The sequence below is a fragment of the Frankia sp. QA3 genome, assembly GCF_000262465.1.
GTDB lineage: Bacteria > Actinomycetota > Actinomycetes > Frankiales > Frankiaceae > Frankia.
In genome coordinates, this window is sequence record NZ_CM001489.1 from 442546 (window position 1) to 461790 (window position 19245).

15 protein-coding genes are annotated in these 19245 nt (G+C 74.0%); 7 read left to right on the forward strand and 8 right to left on the reverse strand.

What is annotated here, in order from left to right; translation table 11 throughout:
- Nucleotides 1-693 precede the first annotated feature (693 nt).
- A complete protein-coding gene (locus tag FRAQA3DRAFT_RS01795; RefSeq protein WP_232291864.1) occupies nucleotides 694-1656 on the forward strand; it encodes a hypothetical protein in 963 nt (320 codons plus the stop codon).
- A gap of 116 nt (nucleotides 1657-1772) precedes the next feature.
- Nucleotides 1773-2660, forward strand: coding sequence for a hypothetical protein (locus tag FRAQA3DRAFT_RS01800; RefSeq protein WP_009399493.1), 888 nt, complete (start codon nucleotides 1773-1775; stop codon nucleotides 2658-2660).
- Between the two features lie 397 nt (nucleotides 2661-3057).
- Here the strand turns inward: FRAQA3DRAFT_RS01800 and FRAQA3DRAFT_RS01805 are convergent, their stop codons facing one another.
- The 5 genes from FRAQA3DRAFT_RS01805 to FRAQA3DRAFT_RS01825 all read right to left on the reverse strand — a co-directional run bounded on the left by FRAQA3DRAFT_RS01805 (nucleotide 3058) and on the right by FRAQA3DRAFT_RS01825 (nucleotide 9943).
- Entirely contained in the window at nucleotides 3058-3738 is a 681-nt protein-coding gene (locus FRAQA3DRAFT_RS01805) for a response regulator transcription factor (RefSeq protein WP_009399494.1), read from the reverse strand.
- A 213-nt stretch (nucleotides 3739-3951) separates the two neighbouring features.
- Nucleotides 3952-5088: a DUF5685 family protein gene (locus FRAQA3DRAFT_RS01810; protein ID WP_009399495.1), complete on the reverse strand. Its 1137-nt coding sequence runs from the start codon at nucleotides 5086-5088 to the stop codon at nucleotides 3952-3954.
- A gap of 162 nt (nucleotides 5089-5250) precedes the next feature.
- A complete protein-coding gene (locus tag FRAQA3DRAFT_RS01815) occupies nucleotides 5251-6423 on the reverse strand; it encodes an aminotransferase class V-fold PLP-dependent enzyme (protein ID WP_035920456.1) in 1173 nt (390 codons plus the stop codon).
- A gap of 179 nt (nucleotides 6424-6602) precedes the next feature.
- Nucleotides 6603-7886 (reverse strand): L-2-hydroxyglutarate oxidase, encoded by a 1284-nt coding sequence (locus FRAQA3DRAFT_RS01820; protein ID WP_009399497.1) that lies wholly within the window; start codon nucleotides 7884-7886, stop codon nucleotides 6603-6605.
- A gap of 170 nt (nucleotides 7887-8056) precedes the next feature.
- Nucleotides 8057-9943, reverse strand: a complete 1887-nt coding sequence (locus FRAQA3DRAFT_RS01825) for a glycoside hydrolase family 15 protein (protein ID WP_009399498.1) — start codon at nucleotides 9941-9943, stop codon at nucleotides 8057-8059.
- Nucleotides 9944-10302: 359 nt separating this feature from the next.
- Between FRAQA3DRAFT_RS01825 and FRAQA3DRAFT_RS01830 the strand changes: the two genes are divergently transcribed.
- A complete protein-coding gene (locus FRAQA3DRAFT_RS01830) occupies nucleotides 10303-10701 on the forward strand; it encodes a hypothetical protein (protein ID WP_009399499.1) in 399 nt (132 codons plus the stop codon).
- A gap of 93 nt (nucleotides 10702-10794) precedes the next feature.
- On the opposite strand, the gene FRAQA3DRAFT_RS01835 is transcribed toward FRAQA3DRAFT_RS01830, so the two are convergent.
- The gene (locus tag FRAQA3DRAFT_RS01835) at nucleotides 10795-11337 is read right to left on the reverse strand and encodes a PGPGW domain-containing protein (RefSeq protein WP_035920458.1); all 543 of its coding nucleotides are present in this window, start codon (nucleotides 11335-11337) and stop codon (nucleotides 10795-10797) included.
- 443 nt (nucleotides 11338-11780) lie between these two features.
- On the opposite strand from FRAQA3DRAFT_RS01835, the gene FRAQA3DRAFT_RS01840 reads away from it, so the two are divergent.
- The 3 genes from FRAQA3DRAFT_RS01840 to fabI all read left to right on the forward strand — a co-directional run bounded on the left by FRAQA3DRAFT_RS01840 (nucleotide 11781) and on the right by fabI (nucleotide 14417).
- Entirely contained in the window at nucleotides 11781-12263 is a 483-nt protein-coding gene (locus tag FRAQA3DRAFT_RS01840) for a cation:proton antiporter regulatory subunit (RefSeq protein ID WP_009399501.1), read from the forward strand.
- Nucleotides 12264-12284: 21 nt separating this feature from the next.
- The gene (locus FRAQA3DRAFT_RS01845) at nucleotides 12285-13466 is read left to right on the forward strand and encodes a cation:proton antiporter (protein WP_009399502.1); all 1182 of its coding nucleotides are present in this window, start codon (nucleotides 12285-12287) and stop codon (nucleotides 13464-13466) included.
- A 177-nt stretch (nucleotides 13467-13643) separates the two neighbouring features.
- The gene (gene fabI, locus FRAQA3DRAFT_RS01850) at nucleotides 13644-14417 is read left to right on the forward strand and encodes an enoyl-ACP reductase FabI (protein ID WP_009399503.1); all 774 of its coding nucleotides are present in this window, start codon (nucleotides 13644-13646) and stop codon (nucleotides 14415-14417) included.
- A gap of 103 nt (nucleotides 14418-14520) precedes the next feature.
- Here the strand turns inward: fabI and FRAQA3DRAFT_RS01855 are convergent, their stop codons facing one another.
- Both FRAQA3DRAFT_RS01855 and FRAQA3DRAFT_RS01860 read right to left on the reverse strand, forming a co-directional pair.
- On the reverse strand, nucleotides 14521-17406 hold the full coding sequence (locus FRAQA3DRAFT_RS01855) for a pyruvate dehydrogenase (RefSeq protein WP_232291865.1): 2886 nt from the start codon (nucleotides 17404-17406) through the stop codon (nucleotides 14521-14523).
- A 315-nt stretch (nucleotides 17407-17721) separates the two neighbouring features.
- Complete coding sequence (locus FRAQA3DRAFT_RS01860; RefSeq protein ID WP_009399505.1) at nucleotides 17722-18048, reverse strand: DUF167 domain-containing protein; 327 nt, start codon at nucleotides 18046-18048, stop codon at nucleotides 17722-17724.
- Between the two features lie 219 nt (nucleotides 18049-18267).
- Here FRAQA3DRAFT_RS01860 and fabG point away from each other — a divergent pair, with 219 nt between their 5' ends.
- A complete protein-coding gene (gene fabG, locus FRAQA3DRAFT_RS01865; RefSeq protein WP_035920461.1) occupies nucleotides 18268-18984 on the forward strand; it encodes a 3-oxoacyl-ACP reductase FabG in 717 nt (238 codons plus the stop codon).
- The last annotated feature ends 261 nt before the right edge of the window (nucleotides 18985-19245 follow it).

The following is a 19245-nucleotide window of genomic DNA, read 5'->3' on the forward strand; positions in this document are numbered from 1 at the left end:
CACCCGGGCCGGGCCGGAACCAGTCTGCGCGGCCCGTCGATCAGCGGCCGTGGACGCCGCAGATCCGGCCGGCAGGCGGCCAGCAAGCCGACCAACCGCGAACCGACCCGCCGCGAACCGACCCGCCGCGAACCGACCCGCCGCGAACCGACCCGCCGCGACCCACCGTGCAGCCACAGCCACAGCAGCCTCCCGCGGCCGTGGGGGGACGACCGGGCGCGACCGAACGCCTTCGTACCCCCGACGCCGGCACCCTCCGTGCCGCCTGCGGGGGCCGATCCCGCTGCGCCAGCCGCGGCCCCATCGCCACCGCCGTCCTCCTCCGCGCCGGTTGGCGCCGGGCCGCGGCCCACGTGGTTCGAACGCGACGCGCCGCGATCGGCGGCCCGGGCCGCCGACGCCGGGGCGGGTCGGGGGGCCGGAGATCGGGATGCCGCAGATCGCCAGTCGGCCGGCCGGACCGACGGGCTGCCCGGCGGCGACGGTCCCGGTCACCACCCGGCCGCTGCTCGGATCGTCGACCCGCTCACGAGGCGGCAGGATGAACGCGGCGGTGAGACGGCCAGGGCGCGGCCGCCCTCCCGGGGTGCCTCGGCCCGCGCCGGCGCCCCGGAGGCCGCCCGGCCCAGTCCCCAGGCGGCGCCCGGACCGCAACGCTCGCCCGCCGGCGGCACCGGCGGCCCGACCGCGACGGTGGACGGGAGCGCCACCGGGAGCCGTGCCCTCGCCGGCCCGGACCGGCCGCCGACCGTACGCCCGGAGCTCGACCCGCCGACCATGCGCGTCGGGCTGCGTCGAGATCACGGCAATGATGATCACGGTGAGGCCACGAGCCGGTTCGCGGTGAGCGATGACGGCTGGCGTCTCGCGGACCCGGGGCACCGCACGGACCCGGACGCGTTCGACGGGTCCGAGGCGTTCGAGGCGTTCGAGGCGTTCGAGGGTGGGAACGTCGGCGCTGCGGCCCCTGCCGTCGTTGACGATCGCGGCTCACCCGCTGGGCTGGGGGCGACGTCGCAGGTCGAGGTGCCCCGGCCCGGCGAGCAGGCCGACCCGCGCCGGTCATCCGCGGGTCCCGTCCGCGGCGCAGTGCCGGAACGTGAGCAGCGGCCTGGCCCGGTGGGCTCGGCACCGGGCGCCGGCGGATCGCTGGAACCGGTCGGCGCGGCTGGACAGGATGTGACCGCGTCCGCGACGCGGCCCGCCCGGACGCGGCCGGCGGCGGCGCTGGCGATGATCGTGGGTGCGGTGGGCTGCGTCATCGGCAGCGTCCTTCCCTGGAGCGAGATGTCCAGCGCGGACGAGACACGTTCCTTCAACGGCATCGTCGTCGGGGACGGCCGGCTGGTCGGTGTCCTGGCCGTCATCCTGGCTGTCGTGGGTGCCGCCCGGCTCGCGCGGCGGCCGATCGGCGGTGGCGCGGCGGACATCCTGGTCGCCCGCCTGGTCGCGATCCTGATCGTGGTGATCGCTGGGCTCGACCGGGCCTACGGACCGCCGACACTTGCGTCCTTTCGGGCCGTCTCGGCCGATGTGATCTCCATCCATCCGCAGAACGGGATCATGGTCACGCTCGGGTCCGGCGTCCTCGCCCTGATCGGCGCGGTACTGCTGCAGGCGCGTACGGCAGCGGCCGCAGGCGGTGCCCGGCGGTAACTCGCCCGGTTTAGGTAGTTCTGTCTCGTGGTCATGCGGGCGGCTTCCGCGCGTGATACGACCGTGCGGGGCGGTCGTCGGGCCCCTGTCGGGGTGTCGGACGGTGGTGGGCGTGGGTGACCGGTCAACAGCAGAGTCCGTGGGCCCGCCCGTGGGACGCCGGTTCACCCTCGGCTGCCGCGGGGGGCGGGGCCGGGAGGGCTACGGGGGACGGCGGGACGCCACCACCCGCGGCCGACCCGCGCCCGGGCGAGGGTGACGACCGCGCTGCCACGGTCGCCGCGGAGCTGCGGGCGTGGCGGGCACGGGCCGCGGCGACGGCCGATCCCGCATGGTCCCGGGAGGGACCCGCGACGCTTTCCCCGCCGGCGGCGAATGTCGGCACGGTGGGCGGCGCGGCCGCGCCGGACGTGCGGCCGGAGTCCACAGCGGCCCGCACACACCCGTGGGCGTTGCCCTCGACGGGGGCTGCGTCGGTGCCTGCGTCGGTGCTTGCGCCGGCCCGGGCGGCGGACCCGGCCGTCCGCTCGCGGCTGCGCCGGATCGCGTCCCGCTGCGCCTGGCTACCCGGCCCCCTGGCTGTCTGCGCCGGTGTTGCCGTGATCATTGCGTCGGGGATGCGGTGGGCGACGGTACGGGCCTACGGGTTCGTGGAGTTCACCGTGCGGGGGACCGATCCCGACCAGCACGGGCGGTTGACGGTGCTGCTCGGGATCCTCGCTGTGGTCGCGGGCCTGCTCCTCGCCGCCGGGCGCCGGGAGTGGGGGCGCATGCTCGCCACCATGACGGGGTTGATGGTCCTGCTGACCGCGGCGGTCGACCTCGTCCAGCTCTACCGCGGTGGTCCGTTCGTCGACAGCGGGCTGCGCACGGCGACCACGGTCGGCCCCGGGTTGTGGGTGATTGCCTGTTGTGGTTTTGTCGTTTTCCTGGTCGGTGTGGTTGCGCAGTTCGTGTATCAGGCCTCGGCCCGCGGTGGCCATGGCGGCGAGCCACGTCGTTGACCGCCGGCCGCAGCAGCGCCCTGAACCGACTGGGGGATGCCTCGATCGTGGGAGGTGTGACCCCCATTGGGGGGACGTCCGGTTCGGTGGATTTGGGGTCATGACGCCAACCGCGACATCAGTCACGATGAACGAGGTCAGGGGCACACGGGGGGGAACAGCGAGGCTCGGTCGGGGGACCTGTCGGAGATGTTCCGCGCTTGACCGGATCGCGCGCCCTCACGCCACGCGGGGGGTGGCGCGAGGGCGCGCACCGGATACGGGGATCCAGTGTGTGTCGGGGTGGTGGGCGCTGACATGGGGGTGTCGGCGCCCACTGCGCTTTTCCCGGCCGATCGGACGCGACGGAGCGAGTACCGCCCCGCGGCCGGGTGGCTGCGGCGGGCTGACGCCTCGGTCAGGCCATCCCCTCGGCGCGGCGATCGAGATGGCCGTCCTCGATGGCCCGTTTGAACAGGTCGACCTTGGTTGCCGCGTCGCGCCCGACCCGCCGGTACTTCTGGCGGACCCGGTCGATGTACTGCTTGGCGGTTTCCGGGGAGACGTTCATCTTCCGCGCGACGGTCTTGAGAGGCATGCCCGTCGCATAAAGGCGCAGCGCCTCAACCTCCTTCGGGGACAGGTCCGGCTTGTCCGGCGAGTCATCGGTGAGGAGCAGGAAGGCCAGCTGCGGAGAGATCCATCCGGTGCCGGCGGCGGCCGCGCGGATCGCAGTGGCCAGATCCTCGACGTCGTCGGTCTTGGGAACGAAGCCCGAGGCGCCGGCGCGCATCGCGTCCCGGACGGTGGCCGGCGCGGCGGCGGCGCTGAACACCACCACGGCCCGCTCGTCGGAGAGCAGCCGCCGGAGGTTGTCCGGGGGCTCGGTGCCGTCACCGAGGTCGAGATCCAGCAGGACCACCTGTGCGTGCTGTCCGGGCCCGGCGAGCAGCGCATCGAGGGAACAGGCGGTGCCGATCAGGTCGAAGTCCTTGACGTCGTGCAGCAGGTCTGCCAAACCACGCAGCACGATCGGATGATCGTCCACCGCCGCAACGGTGATGATGTCGGAAACTGCCGTGTTGTCCTCTGCGTTCATGGTGGTCCAGTCGTTCTCCCGGACTTGCGGCCATGACAGACCTCGACACGGCCGTACGGGCGTCGGTGCCCGCCAGTGGGGACGTGGGGGCGTCCCCCGCCGCGAGGAGCGTCGGGGACTCCGCTCGCGCGACGCCCACCATTTCAGCAGATCCCTACCAGACGTCACGACCTGGTTCCGACTCGCGCAACGGGGTCGAAACATCCTGCTGGCTCAGCAGTTACAGTCGCAACCGCCGCAGTCGCAGTCCGCGCACTCGCCGCAGCAGTCGCAGCAGTCGCAGCAGTCGCAGTCGAGGTCGCCGCACCGGTCGCACAGACCCTTCTTGCGCTGCCCGTCCAGCGGCGACGTGTAGTCGCCGCACATCTGGCAGGTCAGGAACATGCCGGTGGCGACCAGGCAGGCCGAGCCCGCCCGCCGGCGGCGGGGCGGCCGCCCGTCGGGCCGCTGGTCGGGTCGGGCGGGGCCGGGGGACGCTCCCGCGGCCGCGAAGGCCCGGTCGACGGCATGGCCGAGCCCGTCGCCGAACAGGAGGCGGGCGAGCCGGGCATCGACCGTGTCGGTGAAGCGAACCTCGGCCAGCGCGTGCCGCAGGTCCCGCCGGCTGTCCTCGCACAGGCGGTGGGCCTCGGCCGGGCTGGTTCCGGTTGCCGTCAGCGGGTTCCACGATCCCGACCGGGCGTCGTCGTCCTGGTCCGTGACGGCGTCGAGCAGATGGACGACGCGGCCAAGGTGCCGTCCGACCGCCGCGAGGGGCGCGCGGTTGTCGTCGAGTCCGGCCAGGACGGCGGTGTGCGCGAGGACGGCGGACACCGAACTCTCGGTCGGGGCCAGCGCGTCCAACAGCGCCGCCCTGCCCCGGGCGCTGCCGCCCTCACGGGCGCGTTGCTCCACCGCCGCGCGTTCCAGCAGGGCGACGTCGAACCCGACCACCGAGCCCGTGTGGTCGGCGGCTGCGACGGCCCGGTCGGCCAGCCGCCGAGCGATCGCGGCCGCGGGGCGACGGCGCAGGGGACCGTCGCCGTCCGCGATGTGGTCACGCACGGCGGTCGCGCCCGCGGCCAGCGACACTGCGGCCGCCAACCGCGGGCCCGCCTCGGCGGAGGCCGCCACCTCGATCCGGCGCATCGCGCGCAGGGGGCACGGCCCGGCCCGGCGGCGTTCGGCCGGCGCGACGGTCTGCGCGGTGACGAGCACCGACACGAGAACCGCGTCCACGTTCGTGGCGACCCGGGTCCACTGACCATGGTGATCACGGAGGGTGAGGCATAGCCCGCAGAGATGCGACATCCAAGCCGCTTGCAGGTCGCCGGACAACTGTCGCTGACAGGGGCGAACCACTCCGAACATGGTCGCACCCTCCCAGAAGGCTGAGGTGGGGAGGGGTGCATGCGGGCAGGGCCGCCCTGTCCGGTCCGCGACAGTGCGGCCGCCGCGCAACTCCCGGGCGAGGGGGTTGCCGCCGAAGGGCAGAGCGCGTCGGGTGCCGTTTGAAAGCGCGCCGTGTCCGGCTCACGTGCGTGCCGGTGAGGAACTTCCGGGACCACGGTTGAGGGCCGCGGCGAGCTGCTCGAACTCGGCCGGGTCGTTGTACACGTGGGCACTCACCCGCAGCACCGGTCCCTCGAGATCACGGCTTCGCTGGACCGGGATGGCGCTGGTGAGGATCGCGTCCTGCCGGTAGAGACGATCGCGGACGGCCATGGGGTCGACGCCGGGTGGTGGTTCCAGCGTGATGATGCCGCTCGGCGAGTCCGGCCGCTCGCGCACCCGCCATCCCCCCGCGCCGTCGAGGGCACGCCGCCCCTGGGCGGCGAGGCGCACGATGCGGCCGAACACGAGCCGGGGATCGCTGGCGAGCAGCTCGGTGAGCGCCTGGGCGAGGCCGACCCGGGAGGCCACCGAGGCCTCTCCGATCGCCAGCCGGGACAGGCCGGGCAGGGGGATCGGCCAGCCGTCCTCGCCCCGGCGCGCGGTGTACAGACTCGGAACGCCGACGTTCAGGCGTTCGGCGAGGTCCCCCCGCAGGGCGAGGAAGCCGGCGCCGCGCGGCCCGCACAGCCATTTGCGCGACGTTCCCAGGTAGGCGCTGGCGTGGATGTCGCGGACATCGATCTGGCCCAGGGACTGGGCGACGTCGAGGACCAACGGCACCCCGGCCGCGGTGCAGCGCCTGCCGATCTCGACAGCCGGCTGCACGATGCCGCGTTGGCTGGGGACCTGCGGAAAGACGACGAGATCCAGCTCGGCGAGGGCAAGCGGACGGGCTGCCTGGGCGCTGGGCATCCCCGCTCGGTCGAGTACGTCGAGGTCGATCACTCCCTGCGGGTCGACCGGCAGATCGATCAACTCGAATGGTGCCTGTCGCGCCCGGGCCTCGAGCACCAGCATGTTGGAGCCGTACTCGCTCGGGAGAACCCCGACTCTGGCTCCCGGGGGTAGGGGCCATGCGGTGAGCAGCGCGGCGAAGGCGGTGCTGGCCGAATGGTGAAAGGTGAGATCGTCAGGGCCGAGACCGGGCCCCATGAGGTCGGCGAGTGCCGCCCGCGCGGAGTGCAGGACCTCCCCGGCCTCCATCTCGGCGACGTACGCGCCGCGTTCGCCTTCGCGCCGCAGGTGAGCGATCTGAGCGTCGAGGGTCGCCTGGCTCGGCCGCGCGGCGGCGGCCGGGTCCAGGTGAGTCACAGCTGACCGCGACCGTGCGGCACGCCAGCGCCGGGCGAGGTCCGTCCCGGCACGGTCGTCCGCCGCTGCGCCGGCGAGAACCTCACGACCCTGGCGGCCTGGCAGCGCACTCACCGGACCAGGATCGCACCCATCGGACGGCCCGGGGCCTCGGTTCCGCATGCGGTGAGCGCCAGGTGTCAGCTTGCCCGTTCGGGCACGACCTTGCTGACGATGTGCTCCGCGATCGCAAGCGACGCGGTCGCCCCCGGCGACGGCGCGTTGCGCACGTGGACGACCCGACCGGTGTGCGACAGGACGAAGTCGTCGACGAGGCTGCCGTCCCGGGCCACCGCCTGGGCACGCACCCCCGCGGGACCGCGCACCACGTCGGTGGTCCGCAGCTCGGGCACGTAGCGCCGGGCCTCGGCGACGAACGCCCGCTTGCTGACGGTGCGCAGTATCTCCTTCGCGCCGGTCTTCCAGTGCGTCCTGGCCATCTTGTGGAAACCCGGCCAGGTGAGGGTCCGCCGCAGGTCGCTGCCCTCGACGGTGGCGACCGTGTAGCCCTCGCGGGCCGTGGCGAGCACCGCGTTGGGGCCGACGAGGACCTCGCCGTCGATGCGCTTGGTGAGGTGGATTCCGAGGAAGGGGTACCGCGGGTCCGGTACCGGATAGATGAGCCCGCGCACGAGGTCCCGCCGCTGCGGGCGCAGCAGCCAGTAGTCGCCTCGGAAGGGAACGATCTGGGGGGACGGGTCCTCGCCGGTGAAGGTCGCCACCAGGTCGGACTGCAGGCCCGCGCAGGCGATCAGCAGATCGAACGGGCCGACCCGTTCGGAGACGACCGAGACCCGACCGCTGTTGCGGGAGGCCACCTCGTGATTGCCGTTCGGCCGGCCGCTGGCGGAGCCGGTGACGGTCAGCCGCAGGTGCACCCCGTCCGGCCGCTCGTCGACGCCGATCACCTCGGCCCCGGTGCGCACCGTGCCGCCCGCGGCGATGATCTCCTTGCGTAGCGCCTGCGCGACCCCGGGATAGTCGACGATCGCGGTGGTGGGGGAGTGCAGGGCGGCGACGCCCCGGGCGTGCGGTTCGATCGTCCGCAGCTCGGCGGCGTCGAGCATGCGGGTCCGGGGGACGCCGTTCGCCTCCGCCCGCTTCTCGATCGTGGCCAGCCGCTCCAGTTCGCTGTCGTCGACCGCGACGACGATCTTGCCGCACTCGTCGTAGCGGATGTCGTGGGTGTCGCAGAACTCGCGCAGCAGGCCGACGCCGCGCCGGCACAGGGTGGCCTTCAGCGAGCCCGGGACGTAGTAGAGGCCGGCGTGGACGACACCGCTGTTGCGGCCGGTCTGATGCCGGGCGACGTCGGGCTCCTTCTCGAACACGGTCACCGTCGCTCCCGGTTCGACCTGGCCGAGCCGGCGGGCCACCGCCAGTCCGAGTATGCCGCCGCCGATCACCGCGATTCGACCTGCCACGCCCCGCCCCCTGCTCCTCGTCGATCGGCTGAAGTCTTCGCCACGCCGACGGTACGGAACAAGTATCGGCATGCACGCTGTGTGGCGAACTGGTAGTCCGGCTCGACTGCCGTGCGGCGGACCTGGCGCGGCGTGACCCGCAGGGCCACGCCGCGCCGCCGCCGCACGGCTCAGCCGAAGAAGTGGCCCGGCGGGTGCGCGCGGTCGGTGCGCGAGCGTGGCATGCCGCGCAGCGCGTCGGTGAGCGTGCGGGCCGTGTTGACCAGCGGGACGTGGCTGAACGCCTGCGGGAAGTTGCCGGTCATCCGCCCGAGCCGGGGGTCGTACTCCTCGGCGAGCAGGCCGACGTCGTTGCGCAGCGACAGCAGGCGTTCGAACAGTTCCTGGGCCTCGTGTACCCGCCCGGACAGCGCGTAGTTGTCGGCGAGCCAGAAGGTGCAGGCGAGGAAGGCACCCTCGCCGGCGGGCAGCCCGTCGACCGCGCCGTCCTCGGCGGTCGGGTAGCGCAGGACGAAGCCGTCCTCCATCAGTTCCCGTTCGATCGACGCGACCGTGCCGACGACCCGGGGATCGGTCGCCGGCAGGAAGCCGACCAGCGGCATGTACAGCAGCGCCGCGTCCAGCTCGCGGGAGCCGTAGAACTGGGTGAAGGTGTTGCGGTCCGGGTCGAAGCCCCGCGCGCAGACCTCGGTGTGGATCTCGTCGCGCAGCGCGGACCAGCGTTCCACCGGGCCGGGCAGGCCGGACTCGACGATGCCGCGCACGGCCCGGTCGGCCGCGACCCAGGCCATCACCTTGGAGTGGACGAAGTGCCGGCGTGGCCCGCGGACCTCCCAGATGCCCTCGTCGGTCTTGCGCCAGCCGGTCTCGAGGAAGTCCATCAGCTTGGTCTGCAGCGGCCAGGAGTCGTCGCCGTGCGTCTCGGCGATCGCCTGTCCGCCGGGCAGGACGAGCCCGGGGACGGACGGCCGCCGGTTGGCGACCGCGACCCGCGCGACGTGCAGGGCGTCGAGGACCTCGCCGTAGACGTCGAGCTGGAACTGGTCGACGGCGGCGTTGCCGACCCGGACGGGGGAGGAGTTCTCGTAGCCGGCGAGCCAGGGCACCTCGTATTCGGGCAGCCGGCGTTCCCCCCCGACGCCGTACATGATCTGCACCCGGGACGGGTCGCCCGCGACCGCGCGCAGCAGCCATTCCCGCCAGGCGGTCGCCTCGCTGGTGAACCCGGCGTCGAGCAGGGCGAGCAGGGTGATCGTCGCATCGCGCAGCCAGCAGTACCGGTAGTCCCAGTTGCGCACCCCGCCGATGTGCTCCGGCAGGGAGGTGGTGACGGCCGCGACGATGCCCCCGGTCGGGGCGTAGGTCAGGGCCTTGAGGGTGATCAGCGAGCGGCGCACGGCGGGCTGCCACTGGCCGTCGTAGGTGCAGCCGGCCATCCAGTCCGACCACCACGCCTCGGTGAGAGTGATCATGCGGCGGACGTCGTGGACCGGTGGCGGGGACTGGTGCGAGGGCGTCCAGGTCAGCGAGAAGGGCACCGACTGGCCGGCGGCGACGTGGAAGTCGGCGTAGGTGGCCATGTCGTGCCCCTCCATCGGGGCGGTCGTGCGCAGGGTGACGGCGTCGGGGCCGGCGACGGCGGACATGGTGTGCTCGTCGACGCGGCGCACCCACGGCACGATCGAGCCGTAGTCGAACCGGAACCGGGTCTCGGAGCGCATGTGGACGGCGCCTTCGAGACATTCGACGAGGCGCAGCACCGTGTGGGTGCCGGCGTGGGGAAACATCGCGTCGACGATGCGCACGGTGCCGGAGGCGGTGGTCATGTCCGTCTCCAGCACCAGGGTGTCGCCGCGGTAGCGGCGGCTGACGCCGAGGACCGGCTCGACCGGGGCGATCTGCCAGTGCCCGTCGTCGGCGTCGCCGAGCAACGCGGCGAAGCAGGACGGCGAGTCGAACCGGGGCAGGCACAGCCAGTCGATCGAGCCCGAGCGCGCCACGAGTGCCGCAGAGTGGGTGTCGCCGATCAGCGCGTAGTCCTCGATCAGGGATGGCACGACCTGTTCCTCGCTCCCATGGTTCGCTGGTCGCGATCATCGGACGGTGATGATCGCCGAATGTGGGATGAGCACCGTTGCCGGCGTCATCGGATGTGGCCCGTCGTTGGGCCCGATCGTGGGCGGGCGCCGCCGGTCGACGGTGTGCCGATGCGCGTGCCCTGGGCGGGCCCGCGCCCCGCGCCCGGTAGGTCGGTCGGGCGGGGTGCGGCGGTCACACGTTGCGGAGGTCGCTGAGCCTCACAAAGGCGTTCACCTTACGGACTGCGCCGGCCGGCTAGGTTGGGGGTCCGGACTTCGGGGTGGTCCACCCGTAATCCGGACCAGAAATCCTTCCCCGATGTGACAGGACTCACGACGTGGCCTCTTCGTCGCCCACCGCCGCCGCCCGCGCGGTGCGGTATTTGGCCGACCCGCGGCGCCGCACGGCGGTGGTGGCAATCACCCTCGCGGCCATCGGCCTGATCGTGTTCGGGATCTACGCGACGGTGAGCGGGCCGCCGCCCAGGCAGGAGGCCGTCGTCGTCTTCACCCCGGAGGCGACGGCGGCGCAGAAGGAGGCCGTGCGCGCCGCGTGTCCCTCGGTGGGCCGCGCGATCCAGCTGCCGAGGGACCGCAACAACCTCGCCACCAGCCGGGCGTATCCGCTGCGCTACGACGTCGCGAAGGCGTCGACGGCCGACCGCGCGGCGTTGTACAAGTGCGCGCACGACCAGCCGGGCGTGGCCGGCATCAGCCAGGAGACCCAGGGCCAGTGATGCCCGGGCCGGGCATCCGGCCACCGCCGACCCTGGCGCCGGCCCTGAGCGTCTGCGGGCGTGCCGGCCCCGGCCCGGGCGGCGCCTCGAGGATCAGCTCGGGCGCTGGGCCGGGTCCTGCGCCGCCTCGCCGGCGAGCTCCTGCTCCTGCCGGCCGAGCTCGGCCGCCCGCTCCTCCTGGTCGAACTCCTCGCGCTGTTCGAGGAGTTCGGCGGGGGTGGGCAGACCGGCGTCACGCGCCTGCTTCGCCTGCCACAGGCTGACGATCATCGTCGCCAGCACGACGAGCCCGCTGAAGATCAGGCTCCCGCCGGTCCAGGGCGACGAGGCCGGCAGGGTGTCGACGACGATCCAGGCGATGCCCGCGGCGATCATCCCGAGACCGAACAGGATCGTGAACGCGGAGGAGAACCGGTTGGCGGCCGCCTGGTCGGCGAGGTCGGCGGCCTTGCGCCGGGCCCGCTCGAAGCGGCTGCGCGCCCACTCGTACTCCAGGCTCAGGATGAAGAACCCGAGGGCGACCACGAGGAAGCCCGGACCAGGCAGAACGAGCATCGCGATGCCGACGCCGAGGACCACGAGCCCCAGCACGGTGAGGGCGATCCTGCGCAGCAGTCGGGCGCTTTGGGTCAGCACGGCGGGCGACTCTCCCTGGACGGGGTGGGTGGGACGGGATGCGCACAGGTCTCCACGGGTCCATGGTGGTTCCTGGTGGCGGTTCCGGCCGTGACGTCCGGGCGGGTACCGTCCGAGCGTCATCGACATCGTCGTCGTTACCTCCGTCCCAACGCGCCACGCACCACAATCGTGGCCCGAATCTCCGAGCTCGGCTCCGTGACCTGAGCCGCGCTCCCGTCCGTGGCGCTGCGTTACCTCTCGCGCCGTCGGCGCCGGCCGCCCCGGGGCCCGGCGAGGATTTTGGGTGACTCTTTTGTGTCTCTGCGTCGCCGACGCTGTTTCGTTTCGGGGTGGGCGGCGCGAACCAGGAGCGTCCCCGGATCGTTCGTTAGGGTGGCAAAGGCGGCTCACCAGGAGCTTCCTGTGGACGAGCGGGTCAACACGGCGCGGAAAGGGTTGTTGTGGAAATCGAGGAGACCGCGCTCCCCGGCATTGGGCTGCGGCACGACTTCCAAACGCGCAGTGGCCGTCGGCTGGGGGTCGTGTCCCATCATCACGGGCGGCGTGACCTCGTGATCTACGATCCCGACGATCCCGACTCCTCCCGGGACTCCATCCCGCTGACGGCGGAGGAGAGCGACGCGCTCTCGGAGCTGCTGGGCGCGCCGCACATCGTCGAGAAGCTGGCCGACATCAGCAGCGCGTTCGCCGGGCTGGTCGGCGAGCAGATCGCGATCCGGCCGGACTCGCCCTACGCGGGCCGCCCGCTCGGCGACACCCAGGCCCGCACCCGCACCGGCGCCTCCATCGTCGCCGTCGTCCGCGATCAGATCGTCCACGCCTCCCCACGGCCGGACTTCCGGTTCGAGGCCGGGGACATCGTGGTCGTCGTCGGCACCCCGGAGAACACGGCGTCCGTCGCCGCGTTGCTCCACTCCGGCTGACGAGCGGACTGGCCGGATCGAGTGCATTCCACCGCCACGACCTTCCTCGAACTCGGGGGAGTTCTGTTCTCCCTCGGCATCCTCGGACATCTGGCGCTGCGCGTCGGGATCTCCCCCATCCCGCTCTATCTCCTCGGTGGCCTGGCCTTTGGCCACGGTGGGCTGCTGCCGCTCGGCGCCAGCGAGGAGTTCATCGAGATCGGCGCCGAGATCGGCGTCGTCCTGCTGCTGCTCACCCTCGGCCTGGAGTACACCGCCGGCGAGCTGCTGTCCGGCCTGCGTAAACAGGCCCGCGCCGGGGTGCTCGACCTGGTCCTGAACGCCACCCCGGGCGTCGCCGCGGCGTTCATTCTGGGCTGGGGCCCGACGGCCGCGGTGGTCCTCGGCGGGGTGACGGCCATCTCCTCCTCCGGGATCATCGCGAAGGTCCTCGGCGACCTCGGGCGGCTCGGTAACCGGGAGACGCCGGTCGTGCTGTCGGTCCTTGTGCTGGAGGACCTGGCGATGGCCGTGTACCTGCCGGTCCTGACCGCGCTGCTGGCCCATCACAGCTTCGCCCGTGGGTCGCTGACGGTGGCGATCGCCCTCGGCCTGCTCGTCGCCGTCCTCTACGTGGCGCTGCGGCACAGCGACAAGGTGACCCGCCTGGTGTTCAACCCGTCGGCGGACCGCGACGACGAGGTCCTGCTGCTGCGGGCGCTGGGGCTGGCGCTGCTCGTGGCCGGCCTCGCCCAGCGGATGCAGGTGTCCTCCGCCGTCGGCGCGTTCCTCGTCGGCATCGCCCTGTCCGGCCCCGTGGCCGAGGGGGCGCAGGAGGTGCTCCGGCCGCTGCGGGACCTGTTCGCGGCCGTCTTCTTCGTCTTCTTCGGCATGCAGACCGCCCCCGCCGACATTCCCCCGGCGCTGCTCGCCGGATCGCTGCTGGCGCTCGCCGGCGTCGTGACAAAGGTCATGACGGGGTGGTGGGCGGCCCGCTCCGCCGGGATCGGGACGATGGGCCGGTTCCGGGCGGGCGCGGCCCTCGTCGCGCGAGGCGAGTTTTCGATCGTGATCGCCGGGCTCGCCGTGGCGGCCGGCATCGAACCGAAACTGGGCCCGCTCGCCGCCTGCTATGTGCTGCTCATGGCGATTATCGGCCCGCTGGCCGCCCGTTTCGTCGAGCCGGTGACCCGCACCGCGCGCCGCCGGCTGAGCCGTCCCTGACCACCCGTCGGCGATGCCGAACCGACGATTCCGCAACAGTTGGTCCACGGTGCATCGACGTCGGAGGGGCCTGTCGGCGGCCGGCTGACGGCCGCGGCGACGTCCGACCGGAACGGGGGCGAACTTACGGGCCCGGGTGTGCCCACTCGGGCGGCCATGTTTGGCAGGATGCGGCCCATGAGCGGACTTCTCGAAGGTAAGCGCGTTCTCGTCACCGGTGTTCTCACGGAAGCATCGATCGCGTTCAGCGTTGCCCGCATCGCGCAGGAACAGGGCGCGCAGGTGGTTCTCTCCGGATTCGGACGTGGGCTGTCGCTGACGCGGCGCATCGCCAGGAGACTGCCCACCGAGGCGCCGGTCGTCGAGCTGGACGTCACCGACGAGGAGCAGCTGGCCGGGCTCGCCGGGCGGGTGCTCGAACACGTCGACGGCCTGGACGGGGTGCTGCACGCGATCGGTTTCGCCCCCGAGTCGGTCCTCGGCGGCAAGCCGTTCGTCGAGGCCGCCTGGTCCGAGGTCGGCACCGCCCTGCAGGTGTCGACCTGGTCGCTGGCCTCCCTGACCCGGGCGGCCCTGCCCCTGTTCGGGGAGCGGGCGTCGATCGTGGGCCTCGACTTCGACGCCTCCGTCGCCTGGCCGTCCTACGACTGGATGGGCGTCGCCAAGGCGGGGCTGGCCTCCACGGCCCGTTACCTGGCCCGCGACCTGGGCCCGCGGGGCATCCGGGTGAACCTGGTGGCGGCCGGCCCGCTGCGCACGATGGCGGCCAAGAGCATCCCGGGCTTCAGCCAGTTCGAGGAGGTCTGGGACGGCCGGGCGCCGCTGGGCTGGAGCGTCCACGACACGACGCCCGCGGCCCAGGCGTGCGTGGCGCTGCTGTCGGACTGGTTCCCGGCGACGACCGGCGAGATCGTCCACGTCGACGGCGGCGTGCACGCGGTCGGCGCCTGACGCGGCGCCGGGCACTCGGCCGACCGGAGCTGGGCCGACCGGAGCTGGGCCGACCGGAGCTGGGCCGACCGGCGGGCGTCCCGCCCGAGGTCGGCCCACCGGGTCAGCCGGTGGCCGCCGCCTCGTCGAGCAGGTCCAGCGCCGTTCCGACGATCATGTCCACGGTGACGGGTGCGGCCCCCGACCGGGCCGCCGCGGCGGAGTCCGGCGGCGGGGCGGCCGAGCCGAGCGTCGAGATCGGATCGCCGTGCACGCCCGCCAGGAAACTCAGCGTCCGCGGGTCGCCGTCGACGACGGTGACCATCGGGCACCGCCGGTCCGCCGGGAAGAGTTCGGCGAGCAGTGCGTCCGACCCCTCGGCCAGCCCGCGGCGGGCCTGCAACGCCTGGAAGACGGCGCCCGGCGAGGTCAGACAGACCACGCTCACCTCGTGACCGAGCCCGGCGCGCAGCTCCGCCGCAGCGCGCAACACCTCCGGCATGACCGGGCCGACGCCGACGAGGGTGATCGCGGCGCCCGGCCCGCCCTCGTGCAGCCGGTAGCCGCCGGCGAGCACCAGCGCGCGACGGCGGCGCCAGCCGTCCGCGTCCACCGGTAGTTCGGCGAGCCGCTGGTCCACCGGCCGGGCGGAGAGCTGGATCAGGCTGGACGCACCGTCGAGTCGGGCCAGCCGGCCGAGCCCGGCCAGCAGGCACCACGCGAGGTCGTGCGCGAACGCCGGCACCCAGGTCGTCGCGATCCCGACGGGGGCGCCGTCGCCGCCGTTCCAGGCCAGGGCGCGGGTGACCGGGTCGAGCCCGGTGTCGGCCACCGCCAGCACGGAACGGGCGTCGGCGCTGCCGCCGGCGAGCCAGCCGGGCAGCACCCGACCGGCCGCCACCTCGTCGGCGACCCCGATCGGCAGCAGCGGCAGGCCCTGCCGGCTCCAGGCCACCCCCAGCGACCCGAGCACCCCACCGAAGGCCGCCGCGGACAGGCCGCCGGCCACGTGACGCCCGGCCGGGGCACCGCCGTCGCTGTCGTCGTCGTCCGAGCCGGCCGGCCGCACCAGGTTGACCGCACCACCCGCACCACCCGCACCACCGGCACCACCCGCACCACCCACGCCGCCGACAGCACCGAGGCCGCCGACAGCACCGTTCACCGCCGCCGGCATCCCGTTCGCCGCCGGCCTACCACCGCCGGCCGGGGCGGCGATCGCCCGGTCGGCCCGGTCGGCCCGGTCGGCGGTGCCGGGCGGCGCCGTGCCGCCGTCGGTCGGCTCGCCGGCGGCGGCCAGCCAGCCGGCGAGCACGGGATCGGCGGCCCGGGTGCTGATCGTGACCACCGCCGCCGCCGCCTGCGGGGCGAGCCGCGGCAGATCGCGCAGCAGTTCCCCGAACGCATCCTGGGTGGAGATCCGTTCCGGGAAGCGGCGGGCGGCGTGCGCGGGCACCGGGGCGGGGCTGCGCAGCGGCACCGGAGCGTGGTCCAGGTAACGGGTGACGTGCCGGGCGAGGCGCCGCGCTCCCGAGTCCGGCGGCAGGGCGATGAGCGACCCGCTGCCGCTGCCGTCGGCCACCGCGCCGGCCCTGTTCTGGCGGGCGAGCTCGGCGGCCGGATCGGCGTCGTCGTCCGGCGCGAGCCGGTCGCCGGTGTAGGCGAACAGCACGGTCGGCTGGTCCGATGCCACCTCGTCGAAGGCGTCGATCAGCAGTGGGATGTCGTGCCCGCCCAGGTCGCCCAGGCAGGCGAGGATCTGTTCGTCGGTGAGCGTGTCCAGCAGCCGGCTGATGCCGGCGCCGGCCGTGCCCGGCCCGGCCAGGCGGCGGCGCAGGTCCGCCCCGCGGGCGTGCAGCAGGTCCTGGAACTCGGCCGGGGTGAGCAGGTCGAGTCGGGACCGTAGCGCGTGGCCGCCGGGAGCCCGGAACAGCGCCTCCAGCCGGCGGCCGTACCGCACGGTCAGGACCTGCCAGCCGGCCGCCTCGAACAGCCGCGCCGCGCGGGCCGGTCCGCCGATCCCACCCGGGCCGCCGGTGGCGGCCGACACGCCGCTCCCGGTCACCATCACCACCCAGAGCAGCTCGCCGAGATGGGCGGCCCGCTCGTCGGCGATCGTCTCCCAGACGGCCGGGTCGCGTAGTTCGGCGTAGTCGATCAGGCAGATCTGCCGCCCTCGCGGGGTGCGGTCGAAGCGTTCGCCGGCGTACCGGCGGGCCAGCGCCGCCCATACGGTTCCGCTCGGCCCGACGTTGCCGGCGCCGAGCACGCGCAGGGGACGGGAGTCCGCCGGGGGCGGCGCGGTGTCGGGTCGCAGCCAGCCGGCCGGCGGGTCACCCGCCGCCGGCCCACCGATCGTGTCGTCGGCCGCTCGCGCGTCCTCGAGCACCTGATGGACGGCGTGAACCAGCGCGGCGGCCCGGGGCGTCACGCTGACCCGGTCCTCGGCGCGCAGCGAGTCGAACCACAGGACGGTGGCGATGCTCGAGGCGGCGACCACCCCCGCCCGTTCGCCCCGGGCGGCGGCCGGGGAACGTCGCCCGCCGCGTACGCCGTCCTCGATGGCCGCGGTGGCGGCGGCGCGCAGCCGACCCTCCACCGCGGCCAGAGCGGCGAGATCGAGCACCCCACCGGGCGGCCCCGGCGTGACCGGTTCCGGCGCGCTGTCGGTGATCGCGCCCGATCCGTGGGGTGCGGCCGGGACGACGGAGCTTGCCGCCACGGGTGTCCCGGCCGGTTCCCCGGCTTCGGCGGGCCAGGGGCGGCGGGCGGCAGGCGGCGACGTCACCATGGAGTCCTCGTCTCGATCTCGGTGGATGTCCGAGCCGGATCGCAGGAGTGGGCGGGTCGGGGGGATCGCGCCGTCCTCCCGGCCCGGCCGGGGGGCGGCGTGCGGCGCGGCGGTGCCCGGGGAGTCTGGGACGGTTGGGATGTCCGGTCCCATGGTCAGCTCCCCCCGACCCGCATGCGCCCACAGCGCGTCCGCCGGTCTGACTTCCGGCCTGCGCATGACCGGCCTTCGTCCCACGACACCGACCTCCCAATGTCCGGACGTGCGGTGCGGGCCGGAGGTTGTGCCGCCGGCCGGATCGGCGACACACGTCCACTACGCGGCAGGCCCGCGTCCGGCGTCCCGTTTCATGGTGGTCGCACCATTTCAGCATCCGTGGGCGGTTGCGGTGACGCGGGCTGGACACCGCCGACCCGGTGGCGCCGGTGCGCACCCCACCGGCGGCGCCCAGGTTCTGCCCGGCGCCCAGGCTCTGCCCGACGCCCAGGCTCTGCCCGGCGTGCGGAACCCGCCCACGGCCGTCGCGCCCCGGCGTCAGCCCCTCGGGGTGCTGGTCGTCCCGTCGGGGTCGCCGGTGGCGAGCAGGCGGTCGAGGCGGGTACGGAGGGCGGGTTCGTCCGCTGCGGGCGTCGTGACCTCGACGGTCTTGACCCGGCTCGTGGCCCCGCGGACGAGCCGTACCTGCGTGCGGCGCAGGCCGAGCGCCCCGGCCAGCGCGCGCAGGGCGGCCTCGGTCGCCCGGCCGTCGACGGCCCGTTCGGTGACCCGGACGATCAGCATCGACCCCGCGTGCGGGTCCATCCAGCGCCCGCCCACGGCGGCCCGCCCGGCGCCCGGTTGCACCCGGATCGTCACCCGCATGAGAGGTATGGTCCCGCACCGCCGCGCCGCGCGAGCTCGTATCGCGGCGTGACGATGAGGGATGAGGCGGACCCCGCGCGTTCCCGGGACGGGCGCGTGCGCGGGATGCCACCAAGGGGTGACCGCGGGGGTGATGATTTCCCGCGGTACTCCGGGATGGGTGTGTGTCGTCGGCCGGGAAGGTCCGGGGGCGGTGCATCGGCCGGCTACTATCCCGCCATGGTCGAAAACGAGGGTCGCGTGGCCCTGGTGACGGGTGGTAACCGCGGCATCGGCGCCGCCTGCGCGGTCGCGCTCGCCGCCGCGGGGGACCGGGTCGCGGTCGCCAGCCGCGGTGGTTCCGCCCCCGAGGGCATGCTGGGCGTCCGGATGGACGTCGCCAACACCGAGAGCGTCGACAAGGCGTTCGCCGAGGTCGAGGCCGAGTTCGGCCCCGTCGAGATCGTCGTGTCGAACGCGGGCATCGTGCGCGACACCCTGCTGGCCACCATGAGCGAGGACGCCTTCCAGGAGGTCGTCGACACGAACCTGCTCGGCGCCTACCGGGTGGCCAAGCGGGCGGCGCGGCCGATGATGCGGATGCGCCGCGGGCGGCTCATCTTCGTCTCCTCCGTCGTCGCCTCCACCGGCGGGCCCGGGCAGTCCAACTACGCCGCCTCCAAGGCCGGCCTGATCGGTTTTGCCCGGTCCCTCGCCCGGGAGCTGGCCCCGCGCAACATCACCGCCAACGTCGTCGCCCCCGGCCCGATCCGGACCGACATGACCGACGCGCTGACCGAGGCCCAGCGGGCGGCGCTCACCGCCCAGGTGCCCGGCGGGCGGATGGGTGAGCCGGCGGACGTGGCCGCCCTCGTCGCCTTCCTGGCCTCCCCCCAGGCCGGGTACATCAGCGGTGCGCTGATCCCGGTTGACGGCGGCCTGAGCATGGGGCACTGATCCTCAACCCGGCGGGGCGCGGCCGACCGCGATGGTTGGCGGGCGGCCGACCCGCAGGCACGGCCGGGCGCTGAGCCGCATCCTGCCGCATCCGGCCGGCGCGGGGCCGCGGGTGGGTGCGGGTCGTCGCCGGCGGATATCGTGGGCGGGGGAGCCTTGCTGCGCGCCGTCGAGCCGTGGCCGTGCGCGGCGGCCGGCGTCGCACGGCGGCGGTCCAGGTGCACCGCCCTCGTCCCGGGTGGTGGCGTCAAGGCCGTCGCA